The organism is Methylosinus sp. C49 (assembly GCF_009936375.1).
Classification (GTDB): Bacteria; Pseudomonadota; Alphaproteobacteria; order Rhizobiales; family Beijerinckiaceae; genus Methylosinus.
The window spans coordinates 2426928-2449123 of the sequence record NZ_AP022332.1 but is presented as its reverse complement, the minus strand read 5'-3'; the positions used below and the strand labels follow the sequence as shown (position 1 = coordinate 2449123).

Genomic DNA, 22196 nt, shown 5'->3' with positions numbered 1-22196 from the left:
TGGCGCGCTTGAAAGGCTCGAGCGGATGGGCACAATGCCGAAATGAGCGAATCTACTTTGTCTACCGTGGTCGAGACCGAGCCGCCGCCGCGCTTGCGCGCCTTCGCGCCCTTCGAATGGATGGTCGCCTTCCGCTATGTGCGGACACGGCGCGCCAATGGCTTCGTCTCGGTGATCGCCGGCTTCTCCTTTCTCGGCATCATGCTGGGCGTGGCGACGCTCATCGTCGTGATGTCGGTGATGAACGGCTTTCACCGCGAGCTGATGGACAAGATCGTCGGCATAGACGGCCACGCCTTCGTGCAGGCGGCCGAGCGGCCGCTGAATGATTGGGCCGAGGTCACGGCGCGGATGCAGCGCCTGCCCGGCGTCAAGCTCGTCGCGCCCATGGTGGAGGGCGCGGCCGGCGTCTCCTCCCCCTATGGGCAGTCGGGCGCGCTGGTGCGCGGCATACGCGAGCAGGACATTCTGCGTCTGCCGGGCCTCGCTGGAAATGTGAAGGACGGGACGTTCCAAGGCTTCGACAGCGCCGGCGGCGTCGCCATCGGCCAGCGCCTCGCCGAGTCGCTCGGCGTGCGCGTCGGCGACAATATCAGCATACTCATCGCCAAGGGCGCATCGACGCCTTTCGGCGTCGCGCCGCGCATAAAAGCCTATCCGGTGACGGCGATCTTCCAGATCGGCATGTCGGAATATGACCGTGTCTTCGTCTACATGCCCTTCGCCGAATCGCAATTATTCTTCAATCACGAGAATGAGGCGACGGTGATCGAGGCCTTTCTCGACGCGCCGGACGCTGTGGACAAGTTCCGCGCCGACATAGACGCCAATATCGATCGGCCCTTGATGCTCACCGACTGGCGGCAGCGCAACAAGACTTTCTTCGACACGCTGCAGGTCGAGAGCAATGTGATGTTCATCATATTGACGCTGATCGTTCTGGTGGCGGCGCTCAACATCATCTCCGGCCTCACCATGCTGGTGAAGGACAAATCCTCCGACATCGCCATTCTGCGCACAATGGGCGCGACGCGCGGCGCAGTGCTGCGCATCTTCCTCATCATCGGCGCGTCCATCGGCGTCGTCGGCGACATCGCCGGCTTTCTGCTGGGACTGACGCTCGCCAAAAATCTCGACACGATCCGGCTGCTGCTCAACAAGCTGATGCACGCCAATCTGTTTCCGGCGGAGCTCTATTTTCTGTCGCGCCTGCCCTCGATCGTCGAGCCGCGCGAGGTGGCGCTCGTCGTCGTCATGACGCTCGTGCTCGCCATTCTCGCCTCCATCTATCCTGCCTGGAAAGCGGCGAGCCTCGATCCGATCGACGCCCTGCGCCACGAGTGAGGCCCATGACAGTTCTCGAGCTTTCCGGCGTCGCCCGCCATTATCGCGAAGGCGACGGGCGTCTGGACATTCTCATCGGCGCCGATCTCACGCTCGCGGCCGGCGAGACGGTGGCGCTGATCGCGCCTTCAGGCGCCGGCAAATCCACTCTGCTGCATATCGCCGGCCTGCTGGAGCGCGCCGATGATGGCGAGGTGCTCATCGCCGGGCTGGCGACCTCCGACATGAGCGATAATGAGCGCACCGGCCTGCGCCGCTCGACGATCGGCTTCGTCTATCAGTTCCATCATCTGCTGCCGGAATTCACCGCGCTCGAGAATGTCGCGCTGCCGCAGGCGATCAACGGGCTGGATCGCCGCGAGGCGGAGCGGCGCGCGGCGGAACTGCTCGATTATCTGCGGCTCGGCGAGCGGGCGAAGCATTTGCCCTCGCAACTATCGGGCGGCGAGCAGCAGCGCGTCGCCATCGCTCGCGCGGTCGCCAATGCGCCGCGTGTTCTGCTCGCCGACGAGCCGACGGGCAATCTCGATCCACGCACCGCGCAGCATGTTTTCGCGACCTTGATGACGCTGGCGCGCAACACCGGCCTCGCCGCGCTGGTGGCGACGCATAATCTCGATCTCGCCGATCAGATGGACCGCCGCGTCACGCTCAGCGACGGCCGTCTCGTCGAGCTCGCCTGAAGCGTTCCGGCCAGGCGCCCGCCCGGCCGGAGCATGCGCGATCGAAAGATCAGGCCGCCTTCTTTTTCTTGTCGATGAAGCTGTTCTTATACCAGAGGCCGAAGCCGACGAGGCCGAGCGCGGCGAAGAACACGGCGATGATGATGTTCTTGTCCTCTGTGGTGCCGACCGCGAAGGGAAAGCGCGAGACATATTCGCGTCCGTCGTCGGCCTTCGCCTTCACCAGACCGATGAAGTCGCCCTTCTTGGTGAAATTATATTCGAAGTTGAGCGTGCCGGTGCGGTATTTCTTCGGCGGCAGATAGACTTCCGTGTTCTGCTCGAGATTCTCGTTGTCGTCGCTCTGGCCGACATTGCGGAGAATGCGAATCTCCAACGCCATGTCGCGCAGCTCGTCCTGCACGGCGTCCAGCACGATGATCGTCGGGCCGACATCGGGAATGTCGTCGCAGAAGACCTCGCGGGACTTCAGCGGCTGGTAGCCGGTGAAGTTCATCGTGTCGGGGCCGATCTTCATGATGCACTGGCCGGTGTCGGAGCTCACGCCGCCATGCGCATGGGCCTCGCCGACCAATCCGGCCGTCGCCATGGCAAGAGCGACCAGAAGTCGAAGATTCATCTTTTCTCTCCCTATCCATGTTGTCGCCGCTTCTCATGAGCGGCTGCAGCACTCTCGCCGACCCGGCGTCGATGACCGCGATGCGACTCGACCCCTCGGCCGAGCGTCACTCCCGGCTTTTAGCACACACTCCTAGCGAGATAGGGACGAAGTTTTCACTCGTAAACGCGCGGGCGCGGAAATGCCGCGGCCCCAGGCCTGCGTGACCCGCCGTCCAGGCCTTCCGGCTCCCGCTTCGCTGCCGGACACCGCACACTTTCGGGCAGTTGCTACCAGATCCCGCCACCCGCCAGCGGCAAAAAGTCGCAACCCGCCCGGCAGGCCGAAAACGCGCGACTACGTACGTAAATTTCGGTCCTGAAATTAACCATGAGCGAAGACGCGGTCGAAACTTCTTTAAAATTTTAAGTAACTCGGTAAGAATTGCGAAACCATTCGAATAGGAGACGAAACATGAATGCGGTAGTTTCGAAGAACGACATCACCTCCGCTGTCGCCGCTGAGACTTATGTTTCCCCTTCCGACTTCTCGGATCCGCTGGATTTCATCCGACAGCGCTCGTCGCTGGAGATCCATCGCATGGACGATCTGGATACGATCCTGGTGAGCAAGCTCGCCTGCGGTTTCGATCGCGACAGCATCGACGGGCTGACCTTGTTGCTGCGCAAAATTTCCGAAGGCCATCTGCCCGGTCTCAAATATCTGGTTTTCGACTTCGCGCACTGTGACGATTCCACGGCCGTCGCCGCGGAAGGCTTCGACGAGCTGGCGTCGGCGACCGCGCGGCTCATTCTCGATGCGCCCGTCATATCGATCGCATGGGCAAGGACCTATCTGAACGGGGCGGATCTCGACTTCGCCCTCTCCTGCTCCATGATGGTGGCCGACCGCTATGCGCGCTTCTGCTTCGAGGCCGATCTCGCCTCGGCCATCGGCGTCTATGGCGCGCTGGCGCAGAAGCTCGGCTTCGTGAAGGCGGAGCGGCTGATGGAGAATGGCGAGATCCTCACCGCCGAGCAGATGCAGGAGCTCTGCCTCGTCAAGCATATCGTCGAGAATGGCGAAGGCCTGCTGGGCGCGGAGAGCTATGTGCGGCAATGCGGGCGCCGCTACAACGCCTCCTACAGCATGTTCCGCGCGCAGCGCATCAGCGCCCCGCCGGTGCGCCGGGTGGAGACGGCCCCGGCCGCGAGCCGGCGGGTCTGAAACAGCATTTATATCGCGAGACGAAATTTCGGCCGGCGCCCGCGGAAGATGGGCGCCGGGCGCTTCTCTCAGGCGACGACCTTCAGCTTGCCGCCGCGCGCGACGCCGGAAAAAATCTGCGCCAGCTCCGCCTGCGGCTTGGCCATGCTGAACAGGAAGCCCTGCATCAGATGCACATTCTTGGCGAGCAGCAGCGCGCGCTGCTCATGCGTCTCGACGCCTTCCGCGACGAGATCTATGCCGAGCTCCGCGGTCAGCAGCGAGACGGCGCCGACGATCGCCTGCGTCTTGCTGGAGACGCTGAGCTCGGAGACGAAGCTGCGATCGAGCTTCACCTTGTCGACTGGAAAACGATTTAAATAGCCGAGGCTGCTGAAGCCGGTACCGAAATCGTCGAGCGACAAGCGGACGCCGATCGCGCGCAGCCCCGCGATCTTGGCGGCGGCGTCCTCCGTGTCCTGCATCAGCGTCGATTCCGTGATCTCGATCTCGAGCCGGCTCGGCGCCAGCCCGGCGGCGTCGAGCGCGCTGCGGACGCGCTCGATCATGTCCGGCTGCTGAAACTGCCGCGACGAGAAATTCACCGCAACCCGCGCCGCCGACGGCCAAAGATGCGCGTCGCGGCAAGCGCGGCGCAGCACCCATTCGCCCAGCTCGACGATCATCCCGGTCTCTTCGGCGATCGGGATGAAGGAGGACGGCGGCACATAGCCCAATTGCGGGTGGCGCCAGCGCGTCAGCGCCTCGCAGGTCGAGATGGTTTGGTCGCGCGCGTCGTAGATGGGCTGGTAATGAACCTCGAGCGCCTCGGTCCTGAGCGCCTCGCGCAGCTCGCGCTCGATGCGCCGCTTGCTGACCAGCGCATCCTCCATCGACGTCTCGAACCATATGGCCTGCCGTCGTCCGGCGGCCTTGGAATGATACATTGCGAGATCGCCGCATTTCAGCAGCCCCTCGACGGAGATCGCGTCCCGCGGCGCGATGCAGAGGCCGACGCTGGCGCCGATGACGATCGTGTGTCCCTCGACGACATAGGGGCGGCCGATCGCCTCTATGACGCGGCGCGCCAGCGCGTCGGCCGGCGGCGTCTCGATCGTCGGATGCATGAGGATGCAGAACTCGTCACCGCCGAAGCGCGCCACCATATCGACCGAGCGCACGCATTCGCGCAGACGTTCGGCGACCGCGCAGAGGAGCCGGTCGCCGATCGTATGTCCGAGCGTGTCATTGACCTCCTTGAACTGATCGAGATCGATGCACAAAAGCGCGAGACTGAGCCCGCGCTTGCGAATATGCCGTAGATCGCGCTCCAGCCGCTGCTGGAACTGGAAACGATTGGCGAGACTGGTCAAAGTATCGAAATGCGCGATCCGCTCGATCTCGCGCGCCGCGCGTCTCTGCTCGGTCACATCCTCGACGACGGTGACGAAGGCGCCATTGTCGGCCGGCTCGCAGCGAAAATCGAAGATGCGATCGCCGATCTCGCGGGAGAAGACATCCGTGCGCGGAAGCGAGGCGCGCGACGTCCACTGCTCGAGGAAAACCTGCGTGTCCTCGCGCGAGATGTTCGCGCTCTCGCCGATCATGCGCGTCAGCGTGGCGAGATCTTTCGGCATCGTGTCCGAATCGAGGCCGAAAAACTCATACATTCGACGATTGACGACGGTGAGCGACTTGTCGGCCCGACCCATGCACAGGCCGTGAGTCATGCTGTTCAAGGCGGACTTGAAACGCCGACGCTGCGTGTCCGCGTCGCGGCCGTTGCGCAGCGCCGACTCCAGCACCGAGTTCAGAAATTTCGTGGTGGACTCGACGGAGACGATGCCGAGCACGATGATGCCGGTCAGCCCCCAGTACCAGATCGAGAAGTTGAAGAGGCAGGTGATGGCCAAAGGCGCGCAGACGCCGATGACCTGCCCGAGGACGATGTGCGGCCGGCCCGCGTTACGCCCCGCCAACGCGCCGGCGCATCCTGTCATCAGCACAACGCCGTAATAAGCCACCATCTCGCTGTGATGAGCGTTGAACAGCACGGCCGCGGTCACGCCGACGACCGTCATGAAGCTCACGCCGCCGATCGCGTAGCGCAGCTCCCATCGCCGGGCGTCCCGCCGGCGCTGCTCGACAGGCGTGCGCGTGTGAGCGATCAGCACATGGATGCGATAGGCGCTGATAAGCAGCAGAGCCAGCACGAAGCCGAAATAGACGAGATCGCCCGTGGTGAGCCATGCGATGACGGCGACCAGCAATCCCGCGCCTATGCCCGCGACAAAGGAGCCCGGCGTGCCGAACAGCGTCTCGACGAGATCGGCATAGATCTCGTACTTCTGATCCTCCGCCGCGACATCCTCGATCTGTCGTTTCGTCATCGCTATGACTTTCATGTCGCAAAAGATCGCCGACGAGCCGGCGCTAACGGGAACGGCCGTCGTCCGCCGCTCCGCTCGAGGTCGCCATTCGCTTCTGGGCGGCGGCGAGCCGCTCCATATGCCGCAAATCCTGGTCGCTCAGCGCGGTCGAGCAATCCGCCCAGAGATCGGTGATCTCTATCAGCTCGTCCCTGGTGACGGGAAAGCAGCTTCGCCGTGCCTCGGCGAGCGCGCAACGGCGCGCCCAACGCTCGTCGCCGCCCTCGAGCATCCAGGCGTCGGCGGCCTGCCGCAGAGTGCCGTCGGGAGTCATCAGATCGATGGCGCCGAGCTCGAGCATCTCGCTCGCCGAATAGATCGCCCCGGAGCCGATAATTCGTTCCGCCTGAGCGACGCCGAGCCGCCGCGTGAGCAGCGACACTGCCCCCATTCCCGGAAAAGCGTTGAAGCTCGCCTCCGGCACGCCCAGCTTGGCGCTCTCCTCCGCCAGGATGAAATCCGAGGCGAGCGCGGCCTCGAAGCCGCCGCCGAGACATTGGCCGCGCACGGCGGAGAGCGAGACGATCGGCAGCCAGAGGCCGCAGACCAGCGAATAGATGAGATCGATGCAGGCATGCGCATAGGCGATCAAACGGTCCCGCCGGCCGCCACGGATAGACGAGGTGAAGGTCACGAGGTCGCCGCCGAGGCTGAACACCGATTTCTTGTTCGAGCTCATCACGAAGTAGCGGACCGGAAACCGCGCAAAGCCGTCGAGCGCATGCATATACCGAAGCGATTCGCGAACGCTCGCCATGTCCGAGAGCGTCTGCATCGCATAGAAGGGAGGCGACGACGCTTTGTAATTCATCCATACGGCGCGCGTCACGGAATCATATTCGAGATCGATATGATCGAACTCCCAATGCGGAAAATCTTCCGGCTTCTTGATGTCGAACTCGAAAGCTTCGGTCATCGGGGCGCTCTGATTCAACGGGCGAGTGTGACGCAACCGAATTCTAAGCCCGCTCGCGGCGTGACACTGCGGCCTCGCGGCGCCAGTCTAACGCTCGGGACGTTATCGTATCCTTATTTCAGAATATTATATTTATTCGTAAATCCCAAATCGCGCGGTGCGGCTCGCGCTCACTTCACCTCGAACCATGCGGCGAGCCCCGCCGCCTCGTGCTCGAGAATATCGTCATGCACGGCCCATTTGCCGGGGCTGTCGGCGACGAAGGCGACATGCTTGGTCTTGCCCGGCGGCACGACGACGCCATTGCGCCAATAGGGCTCCCAGCCATCGTCGAGATCGTGCAGAAGCCGCACGCAATGTCCGTGGACATGCATCACGGCGACGACATCAGAGCGATTGACGAAGCCGAGCGTCACCGGCGCGCCGCGCTTCACCTGGAACAGAGGCGGACCGCCATAGGCCTTGCTGGGCGCGCCATTGATGCGCCAGGGCGCGCCGGACGCGGCGGGCGGCTCCAAGGTGAGATCGACCTTCTTGGCCGCCTGCAGCTTTATCTCTATCGGCAGCAAGGGATTTTGCGGCAGCGCCGCGATCGGCGGGCGCGGAGCCGCCTTAGCGCCGTGCGTGGTGAGGATCGCAAGCTCGCGGTCGGGCTCTCCGCCCATGCCGCGCAGAATCAGCTTGGCGGCGGCGTTCTCGGCCTGCGGAAGATCGAACAGCAGCTCGAATCGCGCTCCGGGCGCGGCGGGAATGGTGCGGCGCACGGGCTCGAAGGCGTCGCAGGGCTGGCTGTCCACGGCCACGACGAAGGGCTGAATATTGTCGAAGCCGACGAACATGATTCGCGCGTTGGCGAGATTTGCGAAGCGCAGGCGAATGCGCGCGCCCGGCGCGAAATCGCGCCGCGCCGGCGCCGAGGCGCCGTCCACCGCCACCAGCGTTCCGATGCGCCCTGCCCCGGCGGCTGCGGCGGCAGAGACGAAATCGCCCTCGATCGCGCCATTCTTGTCCAGCCGCCAATCGTCGAGCACGAGCAGAAGATCGGCGTCGGCCTCCAGTGGCTTGGGCTCGTCGACAACGACGAGGCCCTTCAGCCCGCGGCCGCAGAGTTCCGGCGTCGCACCGAAAACCGACGGCCGATAGCAGAAGAGGCCGGCGTCGACCAATTTCCGGCGATAGTCGAAACGCCCGCCCGGTCCGACTTCCGCCTGGGTGAGCGGCGCGACGCCGTCCATGGCGTTGTCGCCGCGCATGCCGTGCCAATGGATGGAGAGTGGCTTGTCGAGGCCATTGGCGAGGCCGACCGCCAGCTCGTCGCCCTGAGCGAAGCGCAGCAGCGGCCCCGGAGCCTTCCCCTCGAATCCCCAAATCTCCGTCGCCTGGGCCGGCTCCGGCAGCAGCCGAGCCGTCCCTTTGCGCGCCGTCAGCGTTTTCGGGCCGGCGGCAGGCGGCTCGGCGCGAGCCTCGAGCGAGATGAGAGTCGCGGCGACTCCGCGAACAAAGGCGCGGCGTGAGCAATTGAAGGGCATGATGGCTCCGGTCTCTCCTCGCCGCCGCATATGGCCCGAGCGGAGCCCGGCTTTCAACAGGGCGCGAACCTACATCCCCACAGGTGACATTTTCTTTAGCGCCGGCGGCGCGTCGTGCTATAGAGCCCCCCGCCCGAGCCGGCGCGTGGCGGCGTTCGCGCATCGACGCCGGCGTTTCGAAGCTGGCGTTCGATTGTCGCCGCGACGTTTCGACGCCGTTTGGCTCGTGGCTTCGGTCCTTTGGCGTTTCGCCCGCGAGCCGGCGGCTCGTCGGGCGTTTGCGCGTCGGGGCGCGGGCGTGGCGGAACTGGTAGACGCGCCGGATTTAGGTTCCGGTGACGCAAGTCGTGGGGGTTCGACTCCCTCCGCCCGCACCATCCGACGCGCGCCGGCGGCAGAGATATTTTCCCGGCGCACGCCGGACTGGTCGAGATTCGAGAAGGCGAAAACGACATGCAGGTGACGCAGACCCTGTCGCAGGGCTTGAAACACGAGTTCAAAGTGGTGCTTCCGGCCGGCGACCTCGCCGCCAAGCTCGAGTCGCAGCTCGTCGAGCTGCGCGGCAAGGCGCAGATCAAGGGCTTCCGCCCCGGCAAGGCGCCGATCTCCTATCTCAAGAAGATCTACGGCAAAGGCATAATGAGCGAGGTCCTGCAGGAGGCCGTCAACGAGGCCAATCGCAAGATCGTCGAGGACAACAGCCTGCGCGTCGCCATGGAGCCGCGCCTCGACTTCCCGACCGATCAGGCCGAGGTCGAGAAGGCGCTCGAGGCCGAAGGCGACTTCTCCTATTCCGTCGCCTTCGAGGTGCTGCCGGCGATCGAGCTCGGCGGCTTCGACGACATCGCCATCGAGCGTCCCATCGCCGAGGTCTCGGAGGAGGAGGTCCAGAAGGCGATCTCCGATCTCGCCGATCGCATTCGCGAATTTGAGGATAAGGAAGGCGCCGCCGCCAAGGGCGACCGCGTCACCATCGATTTCGCCGGCAAGCTCGACGGCGAGCCCTTCGAGGGCGGCACTGGCGGCGACGTGAATTTGGTGCTCGGCTCGGGCTCCTTCATCCCCGGCTTCGAGGAGCAGCTCGAGGGCGCGGCCAAGGACGAGCAGCGCGTCGTCAAGGTGAAGTTCCCGGAGGATTACGGCGTGCCGACGCTCGCTGGGCGCGACGCCGAGTTCGATGTGACCGTCAAGGCCGTCGCCGGCCCGAAGGAGCTGCCGATCGACGACGCTTTCGCCAGCAAATACGGCTTCGAATCGCTCGCCGAGCTGACCTTCGCCGTGCGCGGCAATCTCGAGGCCGATTACGCCAAGGCCTCGCGCGCCAAGCTGAAGCGCTCGCTTCTGGACGCTCTCGACAAGAAATACAGCTTCGAGCTGCCCGAGGGTCTCGTCGCCCAGGAGTTCGACACGATCTGGAACCAGCTCGAGGCCGAGCGCAAGCGCTCCGGCAAGAGCTTCGAGGACGAGAACACGACGGAAGAGGCCGCGCGCGAGGAATATCGCAAGATCGCCGAGCGCCGCGTGCGTCTCGGCCTGGTGCTGGCCGAGATCGGCCAGGGCGCGGGCGTGACCGTCGAGGACAAGGACGTGACCGACGCGCTGGTCGAGCGCGTGCGCGCCTTCCCCGGCCGCGAGAAGCAGGTTTGGGACTATTACCGTAACAACCCCCAGGCCCTCGCCCAGATTCGCGCCCCCCTCTATGAGGAGCGGGTCGTCGACCATCTGGTCACCAAGATCAGCGTCACCGACAAGTCCGTGACCAAGGAAGAGCTGCTCGCGGCCGAGGAAGACGACGATCTGGCCCAGCCCGCCGCCTGATCCGGCGCGCCCACCCGGGGCCGAGTAAGGGCGGCCCCGGGGTTTCCGCCCGCCCCTTTTGCGGTTTGTGTCTGGACGGCTTGCCGCAATATGCTACCAACGAGCCAAAAGCTGGCTCGTGGCTTTCACTCCATGCGGGGGAAAGACGGCGGGTCGAAGATGCCGCCGCGGAGCCGGGAACGTACAGCCCCGCTGCGCGGCGCATCGGTCGCAGGCCAGTCAAATCTAAAAAAGGCGCAAAACAGATGCGTGATCCGATCGACGTCTACAACCAATATCTGATCCCCCAGGTGATCGAGAACACGAGCCGCGGAGAGCGCGGCTTCGATATCTATTCGCGCCTGCTGCGCGAGCGAATCATCTTTCTGACCGGTCAGGTCGAGGACCATATGGCCTCGGTCATCATCGCCCAGCTCCTGTTTCTCGAGGCCGAGAATCCGAAGCGCGAGATTTTTCTCTACATCAACTCGCCGGGCGGCGTCGTGACCTCCGGTCTCGCCATCTACGACACGATGCAATACATCAAGCCCAAGGTGGCGACGCTCTGCATCGGCCAGGCGGCCTCCATGGGCTCGCTGCTGCTCTGCGCCGGCGAGGCCGGCAACCGCATCGCTCTGCCCAACGCCCGCGTCATGGTCCATCAGCCTTCGGGCGGCTTCCAGGGCCAAGCCTCGGATATCCTCCGCCATGCGGAGGATATTATGAAGATCAAGCGGCGTCTCAACGAAATCTACGTCAAGCACACCGGCCGGGACTATGACACGATCGACAAGACGCTCGATCGCGATCACTTCATGTCCGCGGAAGAGGCCAAGGAATTCGGCATCGTCGACCGAGTGGAGGTCAGCCATGCCGACGATCCGACCGAGGCCAAGGCCTGACACAGATCAAATCCCGGCGCGCCCGCTTTTCTCGCTGGTCGAGAATGGCAGGCGCGCCGTTCCGCATGTATCGGGGCGCGCATGTTTCGTAAAATCCTGATCGCCAATCGTGGCGAGATCGCTTGCCGCATCATCAAGACCGCTCGCCGCATGGGCATAAAGACGGTCGCAGTCTATTCCGACGCCGACGCCGACGCGCTTCATGTCGAAATGGCCGACGAGGCCATTCATCTCGGCCCGCCCCCTGCTGCGCAATCCTATCTGCTCATCGACAAGATCGTCGCGGCCTGCAAGGAGACCGGCGCCGAAGCCGTGCATCCGGGCTATGGCTTTCTCTCCGAGCGCGCCGCCTTCGCCACGGCGCTGGCCGAGGCCGGAATCGTCTTCATCGGCCCCAATCCCCGCGCGATCGAGGCGATGGGCGATAAGATCGAGTCGAAGAAATTCGCCTCCGCCGCCAAGGTGAATGTCGTTCCCGGCTATCTCGGCGTTATTCAAGACGGCGAGGAAGCGGTCCGCATCGCCAATGAGATCGGCTATCCGGTGATGCTGAAAGCCTCCGCGGGCGGCGGCGGCAAGGGCATGCGCGTCGCCTTCAAGGCCGAGGAAGTGGTCGAAGGCTTCAACCGCGCCCGTTCCGAAGCCGCATCCTCCTTCGGCGACGACCGCGTCTTCATCGAGAAATTCATCGTCAACCCGCGCCATATCGAGATTCAGGTGCTGGGCGACAAGCATGGCAACGTCATTCACCTCAACGAGCGCGAGTGCTCCATTCAGCGCCGCAATCAGAAGGTGATAGAGGAAGCCCCCTCGCCGCTTCTCGACGAGGAGACCCGCGCCGCCATGGGCGCGCAGGCCGTCGCGCTCGCCAAGGCGGTGGATTACGACTCCGCCGGCACGGTGGAATTCGTCGCCGGCCAGGATAAGAGCTTCTACTTCCTCGAGATGAACACCCGCCTGCAGGTGGAGCATCCGGTCACGGAGCTCATCACCGGCATCGATCTCGTCGAGCAGATGATTCGCGTCGCCGCCGGCGAGCCTCTGTCGCTGCGCCAGGAGAAGGTGACGATCAACGGCTGGGCGGTGGAGAGCCGCATCTACGCCGAGGATCCGACCCGCAACTTCCTGCCCTCCATCGGCCGTCTGGTGAAATATCGTCCGCCGGAGGAGAAGCGCGAGGGCGCGATCACCGTCCGCAACGACACGGGCGTCGCGGAAGGCCGCGAGATTTCCATCCATTATGATCCGATGATCGCCAAGCTCGTCACCCATGGCCCCGACCGCCTCGCGGCGATCGACGCCCAGGGCAGCGCGCTGGATCGCTTCGTGATCGACGGCATTCGCCACAATATCCCCTTCCTCGCCTCGCTGATGCAGCATGAGCGCTGGCGGTCCGGCCAGCTCTCCACTGGCTTCATCGCTGAGGAATATGCGGGCGGCTTCGCCGCCCCGCAGCCGGATGGCGAGGTCGCCCATGTGCTGGCGACGGTGGCGGCGCTGGTCGATCACATCGGCAACGAGCGCAAGCGCCTCATCAGCGGACAGCTCGGCCACGGCCGGCCGTTCGAGTTCGAGCGCGAGCGCGTCTGCTCGCTCGGCGAGCTGTCGTTCCACGTCTCGCTGGACACGCAGGGCGAGGCGCTGATCGTCCATTTCGAGGAGGAGGACGGCCGCACGCGCCGCATCTCCTCGCATTGGCGGCCGGGCGATCCCGTCTTCGAGGGGACCATAGACGGGGCCTCCATCTATGTGCAGATTCGGCCGATCCTCAACGGCTTCCAGCTCTCGCACCAGGGCGTGGCGGTGGACGCGCGCGTCTTCACCAAGCGCGAGGCCGAGCTCAACGCGCTGATGCCGAAGAAGAAGAATGTCGGCGTCTCCAAGCATCTGCTCTGCCCCATGCCCGGCCTCGTCAAGACGGTCGACGTCGTCGAGGGGCAGGAGGTGAAGGCCGGCGAGCCGCTGTGCATGGTGGAAGCCATGAAGATGGAGAATGTGCTGCGCGCCGAGCGCGACGTGACGATCAAGAAGATCGCCGCCAAGCCGGGCGACAGCCTCGCCGTCGATGCGGTGATCATGGAGTTCGCCGAGTAACGGCCGAGCCAAAGCATTGAAAAATTTGAGAGCCCGGCAAATCCGCCGGGCTTTTTTCATGGTCGATCAACGCGCGGCCCCTACCCTCGCCTCGATTTCTTGCGTTCCTTGCAGGCGTTCGAGGTAACCCAATGGCCCGTGAAATTTTCCGCTTCGGCGCTGCTCTCGGAGCCGCGATCGCGCTCGCCGCCTCAATCCATGGCTCGCCCGCGCGGAGCCAGCCCGCCTCCCCGTTGAAGCTGCTGATATTGGGCGACAGTCTCAGTTCCGGCCTCGGCGTGCCGGAGGGCTATGGCTTCGGCCCCACGCTGGCCCGCCGGCTGCGCGCCGACGGCTATCGCAATGTCGATATCGTCAATGGCTCCATGGCCGGCGACACCACGGCCGACGCGGCCACCCGCCTCGCCTCGACGCCGCAGGACTATGACGCCGATGTCGTCATCGTCGAGCTCGGCGGCAATGACATGCTGACACAGACCGATCCGCCTGTCGTCGCGCGCAATCTCGACTGGATTCTCGACGGTTATAAGAAGCGCGGAACCCGCATCGTCATCGGCGGGATGCTGTCCAAGCCCGAGCTCGGCTTCGTCTATAATGTGACATTCGATCAGATCTATCCGAAGCTCGCCGCACGCTGGGGCGCCTCGCTCTATCCCTTTTTTCTCGCGGGCGTCTTCGGCCATCCGGCGCTGATGCAGGACGACCACATCCATCCCAATGCGGCGGGCGTCGCTCGCATCGTCGCCGGCATAGCGCCGCTGGTGGAGCGCAATCTCGACGCGGCCGCGGGCCGGCGCAGGATGGCGGAGGCGCGGTGAGGCGCTCGCGCTAATCGCGACCTTCGAACACCCGCGTCACATGCCCCATCTTGCGGCCGGGGCGGGTCTCCTTCTTGCCGTAGAGGTGGAGCGAGACCCCCTCCTCCGCCAGCAGCTCCGGCCATTTGTCGACCTCGTCGCCGATCAGATTGCGCATTTCCACCCGCGCGCCATGGCGGCGCGTCGCGCCGAGCGGCCAACCGGCGACGGCGCGCATATGCTGCTCGAATTGCGAGGTCACGGCGCCGTCCAGCGTCCAATGACCGGAGTTGTGCACGCGCGGCGCGATCTCATTGACGACGAGACGCTCGCCGCCCGCCGTCTCGACCACGAACATTTCCACCGCGATCACGCCGACATAATCGGCCGCCTCGGCGATTTTGCGCGCCATCTCGACAGCGGCCGCCGCCGTCTGCGGCGAAATCCGCGCCGGGGCGACAGTCAGCGCGAGAATATGATGCTCATGGACGTTCTCGCAGACGTCATAGGCGCGAAAGGCGCCGTCCGCGCCGCGCGCCGCCACCACCGAGACCTCGCGTGCGAAGGGCACGAAGCCCTCGAGGACGCACGGCGCGCGGCCGAGCTGCTCGAAAGCGGCGGAAAGATCGGCGCCCTCGCGCAGCATGATCTGGCCCTTGCCGTCATAGCCGAAGCGCCGCGTCTTCAATATGGCGGGCAGGCCGAGGCGCGATGCGGCGGCCGCCAGCATGTCGACGCTCTCGACATTCTCGAAAGGCGCGGTCTCAATGCCCAGGCCGCGGACGAAATTCTTCTCGGTCAGCCGGTCCTGCGTCAGCGCCAGCACGCGCGGATTGGGCCGCACCAGCGAATGCGCCTCGAGAAAAGCCGCCGTCTGCGACGGCACATTCTCGAACTCATAAGTCACGACATCGACGGCCGCCGCGAATTGGGCGAGCGCCGTCTCGTCCTCGAAAGCGGCGACGGTGCGCGCCGCGCAGACTTCGAAGGCCGGATCATCCGCCACGGGCGAATAGACATGGGCGCGCAGGCCGAGCCGCGCGCCGGCCTTGGCCAGCATGCGGGCGAGCTGGCCGCCGCCCAATATTCCGATGGTGGAGCCGGGGCGCAGGCTGGTCATTTGGCTCCCGCATCGTCGCTCGGCGTCTCGGCGACCTGCTCGGTCTGGCGGCGACGCCAATCCTTCAGCCGCGCGTCGAGACCCGCGTCGCCGCGCGCGAGAATGGCGGCGGCGAGCAGAGCCGCGTTGATCGCGCCGGCCTTTCCGATGGCCAGAGCGCCGACCGGCACGCCCCCGGGCATCTGCACGATGGAGAGCAGCGAATCCATGCCGGAGAGCGCAGCGCTCTCGATCGGCACGCCGAGCACGGGAAGCGTCGTATGCGCCGCTGTCATGCCGGGCAGATGCGCCGCGCCGCCGGCCCCGGCGACGATGACCTCGAATCCCTCCGCCTCGGCTCCTTTGGCGAAGGCGCTGAGTCGGTCCGGCGTGCGGTGGGCGGATATGATGCGCGCATCATAGCCGACGCCGAGCGCATCGAGCGTCTCGGCGCCATGGCGCATGGTGGCCCAATCGGATTGGGACCCCATGATGATCGCGACAGGCTTCTTGGACTGCGCCACGGCTCTTCCGGCGGGCTGGAGTGCATGAAGCACAGCCCCTTAGCCGAACCGGCGGCGGGGCGCAAGCGCATGTCCGCGGCCGAGAGGCTTGCCACAGGCAAGTTGATGAGAGCAAAGCTATCTTTCATATGATCGAAGGACTGCCTGACGATTCTTTAGGCCGGTCTCGATCGGGGTCTTAAAGGATCGGTCTGGGAATGCCCGATAGCCTGCTCTCCACAAATGATCGCGAAGAAGACTTGTCACGCGCCTACGTCCAAGCCATTGCGGCGATGGCGGGTTATCAGACTGCTGAGTTTAAGCCCGATCGTGACGGAACCGACATTCAGATAAGGGCAGGCGGCTCCATGCGCCCTTCGCTCGATATACAGCTCAAAGCGACGATCAATCTCGGAGAAAGCAAGGACGGAAAATTCAGCTACGCTCTTAAGCGCCGGAATTATGACCTTTTACGAGAGCCAACGCTCGTCCCGAACATTTTGGTTTTGCTTGCGCTTCCGTCTGACAGGGTTGAGTGGTTGACGGTTGCACCCGAGCAATTGGTCATCCGGCGCTGCGCCTACTGGGCATCTCTTAAGGGCCTCCCAGAGAGCGCGAATAAGGAAACAGTTACCATGTACTTGGACGATGAAAAGCGGTTCGACGTGGAGAGCTTAAAGGCTCTTATGGAACAAGCCCGATCAGGAGCCGTCGGATGAAAGCCGAAATTCTAGACGAGGAGGCGCTTAGGACCGTTACGCCTGCCGCGCTCGCGGGGTTCGCGCGCAGTGAGGGCTGGTCACGAATAGAGGCTTATGGCGCTCATGCCGACGTTTATGCGGGCGCCGGCCGGCCCGAAATAATCCTCCCACGCACCGATCGTCTCGGTGACTACGCTTTGGTCGTCTCTCGCCTTCTCGAAGAATTTTCGAAGGCCATGGAGCGAGACCAGCTCACAACTTATCGCGATCTCATTGTCGCCGACCGGGATGTGGTGCGCGTTCGCGCCTTCGGCGGCGAGGATGATGGTTCGGTCCCGGTCGACGCGGGCGTCGAAATAGTCGCCCAGGCCCGTGATATGCTATTGGCGGCGGCCTGTGCTGCACATAATCCGCAGCCCTTTTTTCGAGCGGGGTCTAATAAAGAAGCCAACGACTACATGCGCCGTGTGAGGCTCGGCCAAACAGAGCATGGCAGTTTCATTGTGACATTGCTTGCGCCTGTGCCGCCTCTGTTGCAGCCGACTCAACTTCCGCTAGATCAGGGATGGGTTGAGATTGAAGACGAGCCGATGGATCGTATGGTCACTCGGCGTTTGGTCGAATCATTAGAGGCCTCCCGCGCTGCAGCGGAACAAGCGCTTTCGGGCGAGTCCGCAGCATTCGACAATGCGGTGACTTTCGGCGTCAGCGCTAATTTGTGTGAAGCCGTCGCCGGATTGATTGAGCAATCACAAGCGTTGGAGATCAGCGTAACGTGGGCGAAGACACGGCCAACGCCCGAAGCTTACCGGAAGATCGGTTTCTCAAAGAGCGACTCCGAAATTTTCCGCGAGGCGGCGCGTAACTTCAGGTTGCGCCAACCAAAAGAGAACCAAATTCTATTTGGTACGGTCCACAAATTGATGCGCGCTCACGTAGAGACGGACGGAGAGATTACGCTCAAGGCGATCATTGACGGGAAACCACAGTCCGTAACTGCTAAGCTCCCCGAAGCCGCCTACAGCATTGCGACACAGGCTCATGACGATAAACGTCCCGTCATCATGACGGGCGATCTAATACGAGTCGGGCAACGATGGCGCATGGAAAGCCCGAATATCCGCGAATTTCCTGCCGATGATAGCGCGGAGGAAGACGCGGCGGAAACCTGATCCGCACGGAAGCTTGTACGGCACGCGGATTGTCGTCAATATCGTCCCCTGCCAGCCGCGCCTCCGCCCCCGTGGATGGCGAAGCCTGCCCTCCTCCGCTATCATCACGAAATATTGCGAGCGGTTTCGGAGGCGAAATGGACATAAAGGGGATGCAGGAGGCGCTCGCGGCGCTGAAAAGCTTGATCGGCACTGTCGGCCTCGTTCTGGCGATCGGCTTCGCCATCGTCAACGCCAATGCGATCGGCGACGGCCTCGCGGCTCTGGCGGACCGTTTCGGCGGGCTGCGCGGCGCGGAGATCGCCGGCGTCAAGCTGGATTTCGGCGAGGCGACGATCGAGCAGCGCGTGCCGCCCATGCTGTTCGAGCGGCTGGACGCCAAGGACCGTCGCCGCGTCGCCCGCGATTTGAACGCGCTGGAGCCGCGCATGGCGTTGCGGCTGCTGCAGGTCGGCCTGCTGGCCAATCTCTGCGAATTCGACAAGCCGACGACCTCCATGATCGACGATTTCAGCACCGATCATCATCTGCAGGATCGCGGTCTCGCGTCTCTCGTCGAGAATCCGCAGATCAAGGCGAAAGTAATCGCCCAGCAGGCGAAGGCGGGCAAGAAATCCGACATAGGCGAGCCGCGCGCCTGCTACGACATTACGCTGACGGATCATGGCTGGGACGTGCGGACCGCGCTGGTGCATGTGGTGAGCGCCGGCTTCGGCTCGGCAGCGGCGTTCCGCGAGCCGCCCGAGCAGGAGGTCGCCCAGGAGCAGCGCGCCGTCTCCAAAAAGCGCTGACATGCCCGAGTTTAAGGAAGCGCCTTAAGTATTGATCAGGGTCCCCTCGCTACTCTGCCTTCCGTGGCCGGCGGTGTGTCGCCGGCGTTAAGGGACCATGTCGATGTCCAGCTCCATTCTCCGCACCGCCATTGGCGGGGCCTTCATCACGCTCGTCGCATCTCAGTCGCTCGTTCATATTCTCACTCAGGTGCAGGCCAAGACCTCGCCCTATCGCCAGCAGGCCGACTATGCCGCTCCGATGCGGAACTTCGCGCCTGTCACGCCGGCGGCTCCGCTCACGGCGCCCGGCGAGGCGACCATCGCCGCCGATCGGCTCGGCCAATATTCCGCCAATGTCGAGATCGAAGGCCAACGCATCCGCATGCTGGTGGATACGGGCGCGAGCACGGTCGTGCTGTCCTATGAGGACGCCGCCGCGATCGGCTATCTGCCGGCGCCCGCCGATTTCAAATACCCCGCCCAGACCGCCAATGGCGTCACCCGCATGGCGCGCGTGAAGCTGCGCGAGGCGCGGCTCGGCCAAGTGGCGCTGCGCGACGTCGACGCCTATGTGGCCGAGCGCAATGCTCTGGGAGCCAGCCTGCTCGGCATGACCTTCCTGTCGCGCCTGTCCCGCATCGAGGCGGGAGCCGGAAAGCTGGTTCTACGTCAGTAGGCTTCTGATCTCATCCGCGGGCTCGGCCCTCTCGCGCGGGAGCGGGAAACATGCGATTGTCGGCGCATGTCGCTCCCCCGCCAGCTCTCCGTCTTCGCCCTGGTGGGCGTCATCGCGACGGCGCTGCATTATGCGGTGCTCGTCGGCCTCGTCGAGCTCGCCGCCTGGGCGCCCGTGCCGGGCGCGCTCGCCGGCTATCTCTCCGGCGGCGTCGTCTCCTACATCCTCAACCGCCGTCACACCTTCGAGAGCGTGCGGCCGCATGAGGAGACGACATGGCGTTTCGCCCTCGTCGCCTTCGTCGGCTTTTGCATAACCTACGGCTTCATGAATCTTTTCGTGGAGCGCATGAGCGCGCCCTATCTGCCGGCGCAGATCGCAACGACAGGAATCGTCTTCTTCTGGTCCTTTCTCGGCAATCGCCTGTGGACCTTCCGCGCCGGGCCGGCCTGAACGGCCCGCCCGGCGCCGTTCTCGTCAGGCCGCCTCACGGCGCTCCGCGTCCATGGCGCAGAGACCGCGACGCGACAGCGGCGGCGTCCAGCCGCGCAACTGATCGCAATTATAAGCGACGATCAGCATGATCTGCGCGCCGTTCAATTGCGAGAACAGAGACTGCGGCAGCGCGAGTCCGTCGCCCTGCGTCCAGCGCCAGGGACAATGCTCGCCCGCCTCCTCTGGATGGAAGGATGCGGCGAGTTGCGGATGATCGAGCGAAATTCGCGCGATCTCCCGGCCGTCCGTCGCCACGAGGCCGCTCAGAGACAGGCCGAGGCGGCGCATGTCGGCGCAGAGGCCGGTGTCATCCGCCGGAACGAAGCTCGTCGACAGCAGCCGAATGTCCTGCGCATCGTGCGGAAATGAAAATATCGCCGAGCCTTCGGCGCGGATCGGAGAGATCTCCGCCCCGTCGACGAGGAGGCGCACGGCGGGATCGAATTCGCGCCGATAGCCCAACCGCTCAGCTCGCGCCATGAGCTGCTCGCGCACCGCCGCTACGACCGCCTCCGAAGCGAAGGGGCGGCAGAAGTCGGAGTCCAAACGCCGCTCCGACGCCGGCGAGCCTTGGATGTGGAGGAAGAAGCCGCGCTCGCCGGTGGCGCTGTAGCTCTCCGAGGCAAGATTTTCGGCGATCAGAATATCGTGGCTCTCGAGCTCGACATGCCAGTAATCGACCGTCTCGACCGGGACGCGCGTGATCGTCGCGCCATTGACGAGGCTCTGCGCGTGGATCAGCGCTTCGCCGACGCAATCGACGCACAGACCATGCCCCGGCGAAACATAGAGATCGCGCGCCGGTCGATTTTCGCCGAAAGCGCCAGCCGCGATGCGCACCGGCCAGGCGTCGCGCGGCGTCGCGCGCGCCGTGCAATCGATCCTGCGATGGCCGATCCACACGATCGGACGCTCGCGGCCTTCCGTCGTCACGACGAGATCGCCGATGCGCAGATCCTCGACGGCGATCTCGCCGCGCGTCGTGCGGATCAGCGTGCCGGTGACGAAGCAGGTCACGGTCGCGCTGAAATTGGTCGCGGCGAGCGGACTCTTCTGGACGCCCGTGTCCTGAAGATAGGCTTGCTGGCGCGGATCATAGTAGAGATCGACATTGGGTCCGACATAGCTGCCGTTTCCGCCGGTCTGATTGCCATTGGCGGCAGGATAGTCGGTCACGAAATTGAGGCCATTGTAATCGACATAGGCGCCGTTCGGGCCGTCGCCGCTCGGCCAAAAATGATTGTCCGCGCCCTCGGCCGATCCGCTCGGATCGACGACGCCGATGACATGGTAGACCGTTCCATTGACGGAATAGGTCCCACTCGCATTCGTGACCGTGTGTGAGCCGTCGGCATTGAGCGCATCGGCATACGTCAGATTGAGTGTGACGTCGATGTTGGGAGTACCCTGCGCCGCATTCGCGGGAATTGTATAATTTACTGTAGAAGTGCCCATCTTGATCACCTTACGAACCAACACTACAGAAAAACGATTTCAAATCCGAAGCATGGGAGATATCGATCTCGACCTGAACCTCGATTTAATTCCAGTAATCGAAATAGCGCTTCATTTGAATCTTTTCATAAACCGCAAGTTGCAATCCATCAATCCGTTGCAGCTCGTACGTCGCCTCCGCCGCGCCGTGGCCCCGCCTCATCCGCCAATGTTCTGAATGCGGCCCCATGTGCTCTTCGTGCCCCATATGCCCTGGCGCAGCGCCTCCAATTGCACGATTTGCGAGTGGTCGACGAAGAGATTGACCTCATTGCCGTAATTCTTGACGTACCATTCGAAGACCGGCGGATCGGCGGCCTCGAACATCACTTTCTCGAGCCCGAGCTTGTCGATCACGCGCGCCGCCACATCGGTGCGCCAGCGCTTCACATTTTCGGTGATCCCTTCGCTCTCGATCATGATGATGTCGGCGCCGGCGTCGAGCGCGCGCTCGGCCTGCGCGATGAGCCAGGAGACGTCGCGCGTCCCCTCCGCCTCCAATTCCGCCGCCGCCGTATCGCCGCCGGCGCCGAATTGAATGCCGACCTCGGGCTTGGCCTTCAGCCCCGCCTTCTTCACCATGCGCACCAGCCGCAGCAGGCTGTCGGTCGGCAGGCTGACGAAGCCAGCCGATATTTCCACCACATCGAAGCCGAGCGATTTCGCTTCCTCGATATAGCGGCCGATGGCGTCGGGACCGAAGCGCATCACATTCTCGAGCCAGCCGCCGGTCGAGATATAGGCGCCATGGTCATGCGCGGTCTTGTTGAAGCTCCGCACCGCCTCGGGCGGCATCAGCGCGAAGGAGCCGCCAGCATATTTCACGCCGTCGATCCAGGCGCCCATGGTCTCGAAGAGATCGGCGAGATGGCGTTTTCCGTAGGCGCTGTAATAAGGTCCGCGAATTTCGGTGAGCCCGCGCTGGCGTGGCTTGCCCGTGCGAGCGGCGCGGGGAATGAAAGAGAATGTGGTCTCGGCCATGGCGTTC

The 22196-nt window shown here is 64.1% G+C and carries 20 protein-coding genes and 1 tRNA gene; 13 read left to right on the top strand and 8 right to left on the bottom strand.

All coding sequences use genetic code 11. The features are described 5' to 3' along the window. Positions 1 to 42 precede the first annotated feature (42 nt). Entirely contained in the window at positions 43 to 1344 is a 1302-nt protein-coding gene (locus GYH34_RS11590) for a lipoprotein-releasing ABC transporter permease subunit (protein WP_174242400.1), read from the top strand. 5 nt (positions 1345 to 1349) lie between these two features. After that, positions 1350 to 2027 carry an ABC transporter ATP-binding protein gene (locus GYH34_RS11585; protein WP_161913713.1) on the top strand — a complete coding sequence of 226 codons (678 nt, stop codon included), beginning with the start codon at positions 1350 to 1352 and terminating at the stop codon, positions 2025 to 2027. Between the two features lie 49 nt (positions 2028 to 2076). Here GYH34_RS11585 and GYH34_RS11580 read toward each other — a convergent pair whose 3' ends face one another. Beyond that, positions 2077 to 2646 carry a hypothetical protein gene (locus GYH34_RS11580; RefSeq protein WP_161913712.1) on the bottom strand — a complete coding sequence of 190 codons (570 nt, stop codon included), beginning with the start codon at positions 2644 to 2646 and terminating at the stop codon, positions 2077 to 2079. Positions 2647 to 3099: 453 nt separating this feature from the next. Between GYH34_RS11580 and GYH34_RS11575 the strand changes: the two genes are divergently transcribed. Continuing rightward, complete coding sequence (locus GYH34_RS11575; RefSeq protein ID WP_161913711.1) at positions 3100 to 3852, top strand: enoyl-CoA hydratase; 753 nt, start codon at positions 3100 to 3102, stop codon at positions 3850 to 3852. 68 nt (positions 3853 to 3920) lie between these two features. Here the strand turns inward: GYH34_RS11575 and GYH34_RS11570 are convergent, their stop codons facing one another. The 3 genes from GYH34_RS11570 to GYH34_RS11560 all read right to left on the bottom strand — a co-directional run bounded on the left by GYH34_RS11570 (position 3921) and on the right by GYH34_RS11560 (position 8705). Then, positions 3921 to 6221 carry an EAL domain-containing protein gene (locus GYH34_RS11570; RefSeq protein ID WP_161913710.1) on the bottom strand — a complete coding sequence of 767 codons (2301 nt, stop codon included), beginning with the start codon at positions 6219 to 6221 and terminating at the stop codon, positions 3921 to 3923. Positions 6222 to 6264: 43 nt separating this feature from the next. Then, positions 6265 to 7176 carry a crotonase/enoyl-CoA hydratase family protein gene (locus GYH34_RS11565; RefSeq protein ID WP_161913709.1) on the bottom strand — a complete coding sequence of 304 codons (912 nt, stop codon included), beginning with the start codon at positions 7174 to 7176 and terminating at the stop codon, positions 6265 to 6267. A 170-nt stretch (positions 7177 to 7346) separates the two neighbouring features. Further along, positions 7347 to 8705 (bottom strand): multicopper oxidase domain-containing protein, encoded by a 1359-nt coding sequence (locus GYH34_RS11560; protein WP_161913708.1) that lies wholly within the window; start codon positions 8703 to 8705, stop codon positions 7347 to 7349. 292 nt (positions 8706 to 8997) lie between these two features. On the opposite strand from GYH34_RS11560, the gene GYH34_RS11555 reads away from it, so the two are divergent. The 5 genes from GYH34_RS11555 to GYH34_RS11535 all read left to right on the top strand — a co-directional run bounded on the left by GYH34_RS11555 (position 8998) and on the right by GYH34_RS11535 (position 14316). Beyond that, positions 8998 to 9082: transfer RNA gene (locus GYH34_RS11555), tRNA-Leu, on the top strand. 76 nt (positions 9083 to 9158) lie between these two features. Continuing rightward, positions 9159 to 10523: a trigger factor gene (gene tig / locus GYH34_RS11550; protein WP_161913707.1), complete on the top strand. Its 1365-nt coding sequence runs from the start codon at positions 9159 to 9161 to the stop codon at positions 10521 to 10523. Positions 10524 to 10768: 245 nt separating this feature from the next. Next, entirely contained in the window at positions 10769 to 11404 is a 636-nt protein-coding gene (locus GYH34_RS11545; RefSeq protein WP_036286864.1) for an ATP-dependent Clp protease proteolytic subunit, read from the top strand. An 81-nt stretch (positions 11405 to 11485) separates the two neighbouring features. After that, positions 11486 to 13498 (top strand): acetyl/propionyl/methylcrotonyl-CoA carboxylase subunit alpha, encoded by a 2013-nt coding sequence (locus GYH34_RS11540; RefSeq protein WP_161913706.1) that lies wholly within the window; start codon positions 11486 to 11488, stop codon positions 13496 to 13498. 131 nt (positions 13499 to 13629) lie between these two features. Beyond that, the gene (locus tag GYH34_RS11535) at positions 13630 to 14316 is read left to right on the top strand and encodes an arylesterase (protein ID WP_161913705.1); all 687 of its coding nucleotides are present in this window, start codon (positions 13630 to 13632) and stop codon (positions 14314 to 14316) included. A 10-nt stretch (positions 14317 to 14326) separates the two neighbouring features. On the opposite strand, the gene GYH34_RS11530 is transcribed toward GYH34_RS11535, so the two are convergent. After that, positions 14327 to 15415, bottom strand: coding sequence for a 5-(carboxyamino)imidazole ribonucleotide synthase (locus GYH34_RS11530; RefSeq protein WP_161913704.1), 1089 nt, complete (start codon positions 15413 to 15415; stop codon positions 14327 to 14329). Next, a complete protein-coding gene (gene purE, locus GYH34_RS11525) occupies positions 15412 to 15885 on the bottom strand; it encodes a 5-(carboxyamino)imidazole ribonucleotide mutase (protein WP_161914990.1) in 474 nt (157 codons plus the stop codon). Before purE ends, GYH34_RS11530 begins: the two co-directional genes overlap by 4 nt. Positions 15886 to 16115: 230 nt before the next feature. Between purE and GYH34_RS11520 the strand changes: the two genes are divergently transcribed. The 5 genes from GYH34_RS11520 (at position 16116) to GYH34_RS11500 (ending at position 19672) form a co-directional block, all read left to right on the top strand. Beyond that, the gene (locus tag GYH34_RS11520) at positions 16116 to 16616 is read left to right on the top strand and encodes a DUF4365 domain-containing protein (protein ID WP_161913703.1); all 501 of its coding nucleotides are present in this window, start codon (positions 16116 to 16118) and stop codon (positions 16614 to 16616) included. Continuing rightward, positions 16613 to 17770 carry a hypothetical protein gene (locus GYH34_RS11515; RefSeq protein ID WP_161913702.1) on the top strand — a complete coding sequence of 386 codons (1158 nt, stop codon included), beginning with the start codon at positions 16613 to 16615 and terminating at the stop codon, positions 17768 to 17770. Before GYH34_RS11520 ends, GYH34_RS11515 begins: the two co-directional genes overlap by 4 nt. 137 nt (positions 17771 to 17907) lie before the next feature. Beyond that, positions 17908 to 18561: a hypothetical protein gene (locus GYH34_RS11510; RefSeq protein ID WP_161913701.1), complete on the top strand. Its 654-nt coding sequence runs from the start codon at positions 17908 to 17910 to the stop codon at positions 18559 to 18561. Positions 18562 to 18664: 103 nt separating this feature from the next. Further along, a complete protein-coding gene (locus tag GYH34_RS11505) occupies positions 18665 to 19219 on the top strand; it encodes a TIGR02281 family clan AA aspartic protease (RefSeq protein ID WP_244635060.1) in 555 nt (184 codons plus the stop codon). A 66-nt stretch (positions 19220 to 19285) separates the two neighbouring features. Next, positions 19286 to 19672, top strand: a complete 387-nt coding sequence (locus tag GYH34_RS11500) for a GtrA family protein (protein WP_161913699.1) — start codon at positions 19286 to 19288, stop codon at positions 19670 to 19672. 24 nt (positions 19673 to 19696) lie between these two features. Here GYH34_RS11500 and GYH34_RS11495 read toward each other — a convergent pair whose 3' ends face one another. Both GYH34_RS11495 and GYH34_RS11490 read right to left on the bottom strand, forming a co-directional pair. After that, the gene (locus GYH34_RS11495; protein ID WP_161913698.1) at positions 19697 to 21169 is read right to left on the bottom strand and encodes a Hint domain-containing protein; all 1473 of its coding nucleotides are present in this window, start codon (positions 21167 to 21169) and stop codon (positions 19697 to 19699) included. A gap of 198 nt (positions 21170 to 21367) precedes the next feature. Further along, positions 21368 to 22189: a phosphosulfolactate synthase gene (locus GYH34_RS11490; RefSeq protein WP_161913697.1), complete on the bottom strand. Its 822-nt coding sequence runs from the start codon at positions 22187 to 22189 to the stop codon at positions 21368 to 21370. Positions 22190 to 22196 lie beyond the last annotated feature (7 nt).

Bases quoted from the DNA above. Each gene is read 5' to 3' on its own strand.
- GYH34_RS11545 (WP_036286864.1), top strand. From the start codon at position 10,769: ATGCGTGATCCGATCGACGTCTACAACCAATATCTGATCCCCCAGGTG.
- GYH34_RS11520 (WP_161913703.1), top strand. From the start codon at position 16,116: ATGCCCGATAGCCTGCTCTCCACAAATGATCGCGAAGAAGACTTGTCA.
- GYH34_RS11560 (WP_161913708.1), bottom strand. From the start codon at position 8,705: ATGCCCTTCAATTGCTCACGCCGCGCCTTTGTTCGCGGAGTCGCCGCG.
- GYH34_RS11510 (WP_161913701.1), top strand. From the start codon at position 17,908: ATGGACATAAAGGGGATGCAGGAGGCGCTCGCGGCGCTGAAAAGCTTG.
- GYH34_RS11530 (WP_161913704.1), bottom strand. From the start codon at position 15,415: ATGACCAGCCTGCGCCCCGGCTCCACCATCGGAATATTGGGCGGCGGC.
- GYH34_RS11570 (WP_161913710.1), bottom strand. From the start codon at position 6,221: ATGACGAAACGACAGATCGAGGATGTCGCGGCGGAGGATCAGAAGTAC.
- GYH34_RS11565 (WP_161913709.1), bottom strand. From the start codon at position 7,176: ATGACCGAAGCTTTCGAGTTCGACATCAAGAAGCCGGAAGATTTTCCG.
- GYH34_RS11490 (WP_161913697.1), bottom strand. From the start codon at position 22,189: ATGGCCGAGACCACATTCTCTTTCATTCCCCGCGCCGCTCGCACGGGC.
- GYH34_RS11590 (WP_174242400.1), top strand. From the start codon at position 43: ATGAGCGAATCTACTTTGTCTACCGTGGTCGAGACCGAGCCGCCGCCG.
- GYH34_RS11505 (WP_244635060.1), top strand. From the start codon at position 18,665: ATGTCCAGCTCCATTCTCCGCACCGCCATTGGCGGGGCCTTCATCACG.
- GYH34_RS11535 (WP_161913705.1), top strand. From the start codon at position 13,630: ATGGCCCGTGAAATTTTCCGCTTCGGCGCTGCTCTCGGAGCCGCGATC.
- GYH34_RS11575 (WP_161913711.1), top strand. From the start codon at position 3,100: ATGAATGCGGTAGTTTCGAAGAACGACATCACCTCCGCTGTCGCCGCT.
- GYH34_RS11500 (WP_161913699.1), top strand. From the start codon at position 19,286: ATGTCGCTCCCCCGCCAGCTCTCCGTCTTCGCCCTGGTGGGCGTCATC.
- GYH34_RS11495 (WP_161913698.1), bottom strand. From the start codon at position 21,169: ATGGGCACTTCTACAGTAAATTATACAATTCCCGCGAATGCGGCGCAG.
- purE (WP_161914990.1), bottom strand. From the start codon at position 15,885: ATGGGGTCCCAATCCGATTGGGCCACCATGCGCCATGGCGCCGAGACG.
- GYH34_RS11580 (WP_161913712.1), bottom strand. From the start codon at position 2,646: ATGAATCTTCGACTTCTGGTCGCTCTTGCCATGGCGACGGCCGGATTG.
- GYH34_RS11515 (WP_161913702.1), top strand. From the start codon at position 16,613: ATGAAAGCCGAAATTCTAGACGAGGAGGCGCTTAGGACCGTTACGCCT.
- tig (WP_161913707.1), top strand. From the start codon at position 9,159: ATGCAGGTGACGCAGACCCTGTCGCAGGGCTTGAAACACGAGTTCAAA.
- GYH34_RS11585 (WP_161913713.1), top strand. From the start codon at position 1,350: ATGACAGTTCTCGAGCTTTCCGGCGTCGCCCGCCATTATCGCGAAGGC.
- GYH34_RS11540 (WP_161913706.1), top strand. From the start codon at position 11,486: ATGTTTCGTAAAATCCTGATCGCCAATCGTGGCGAGATCGCTTGCCGC.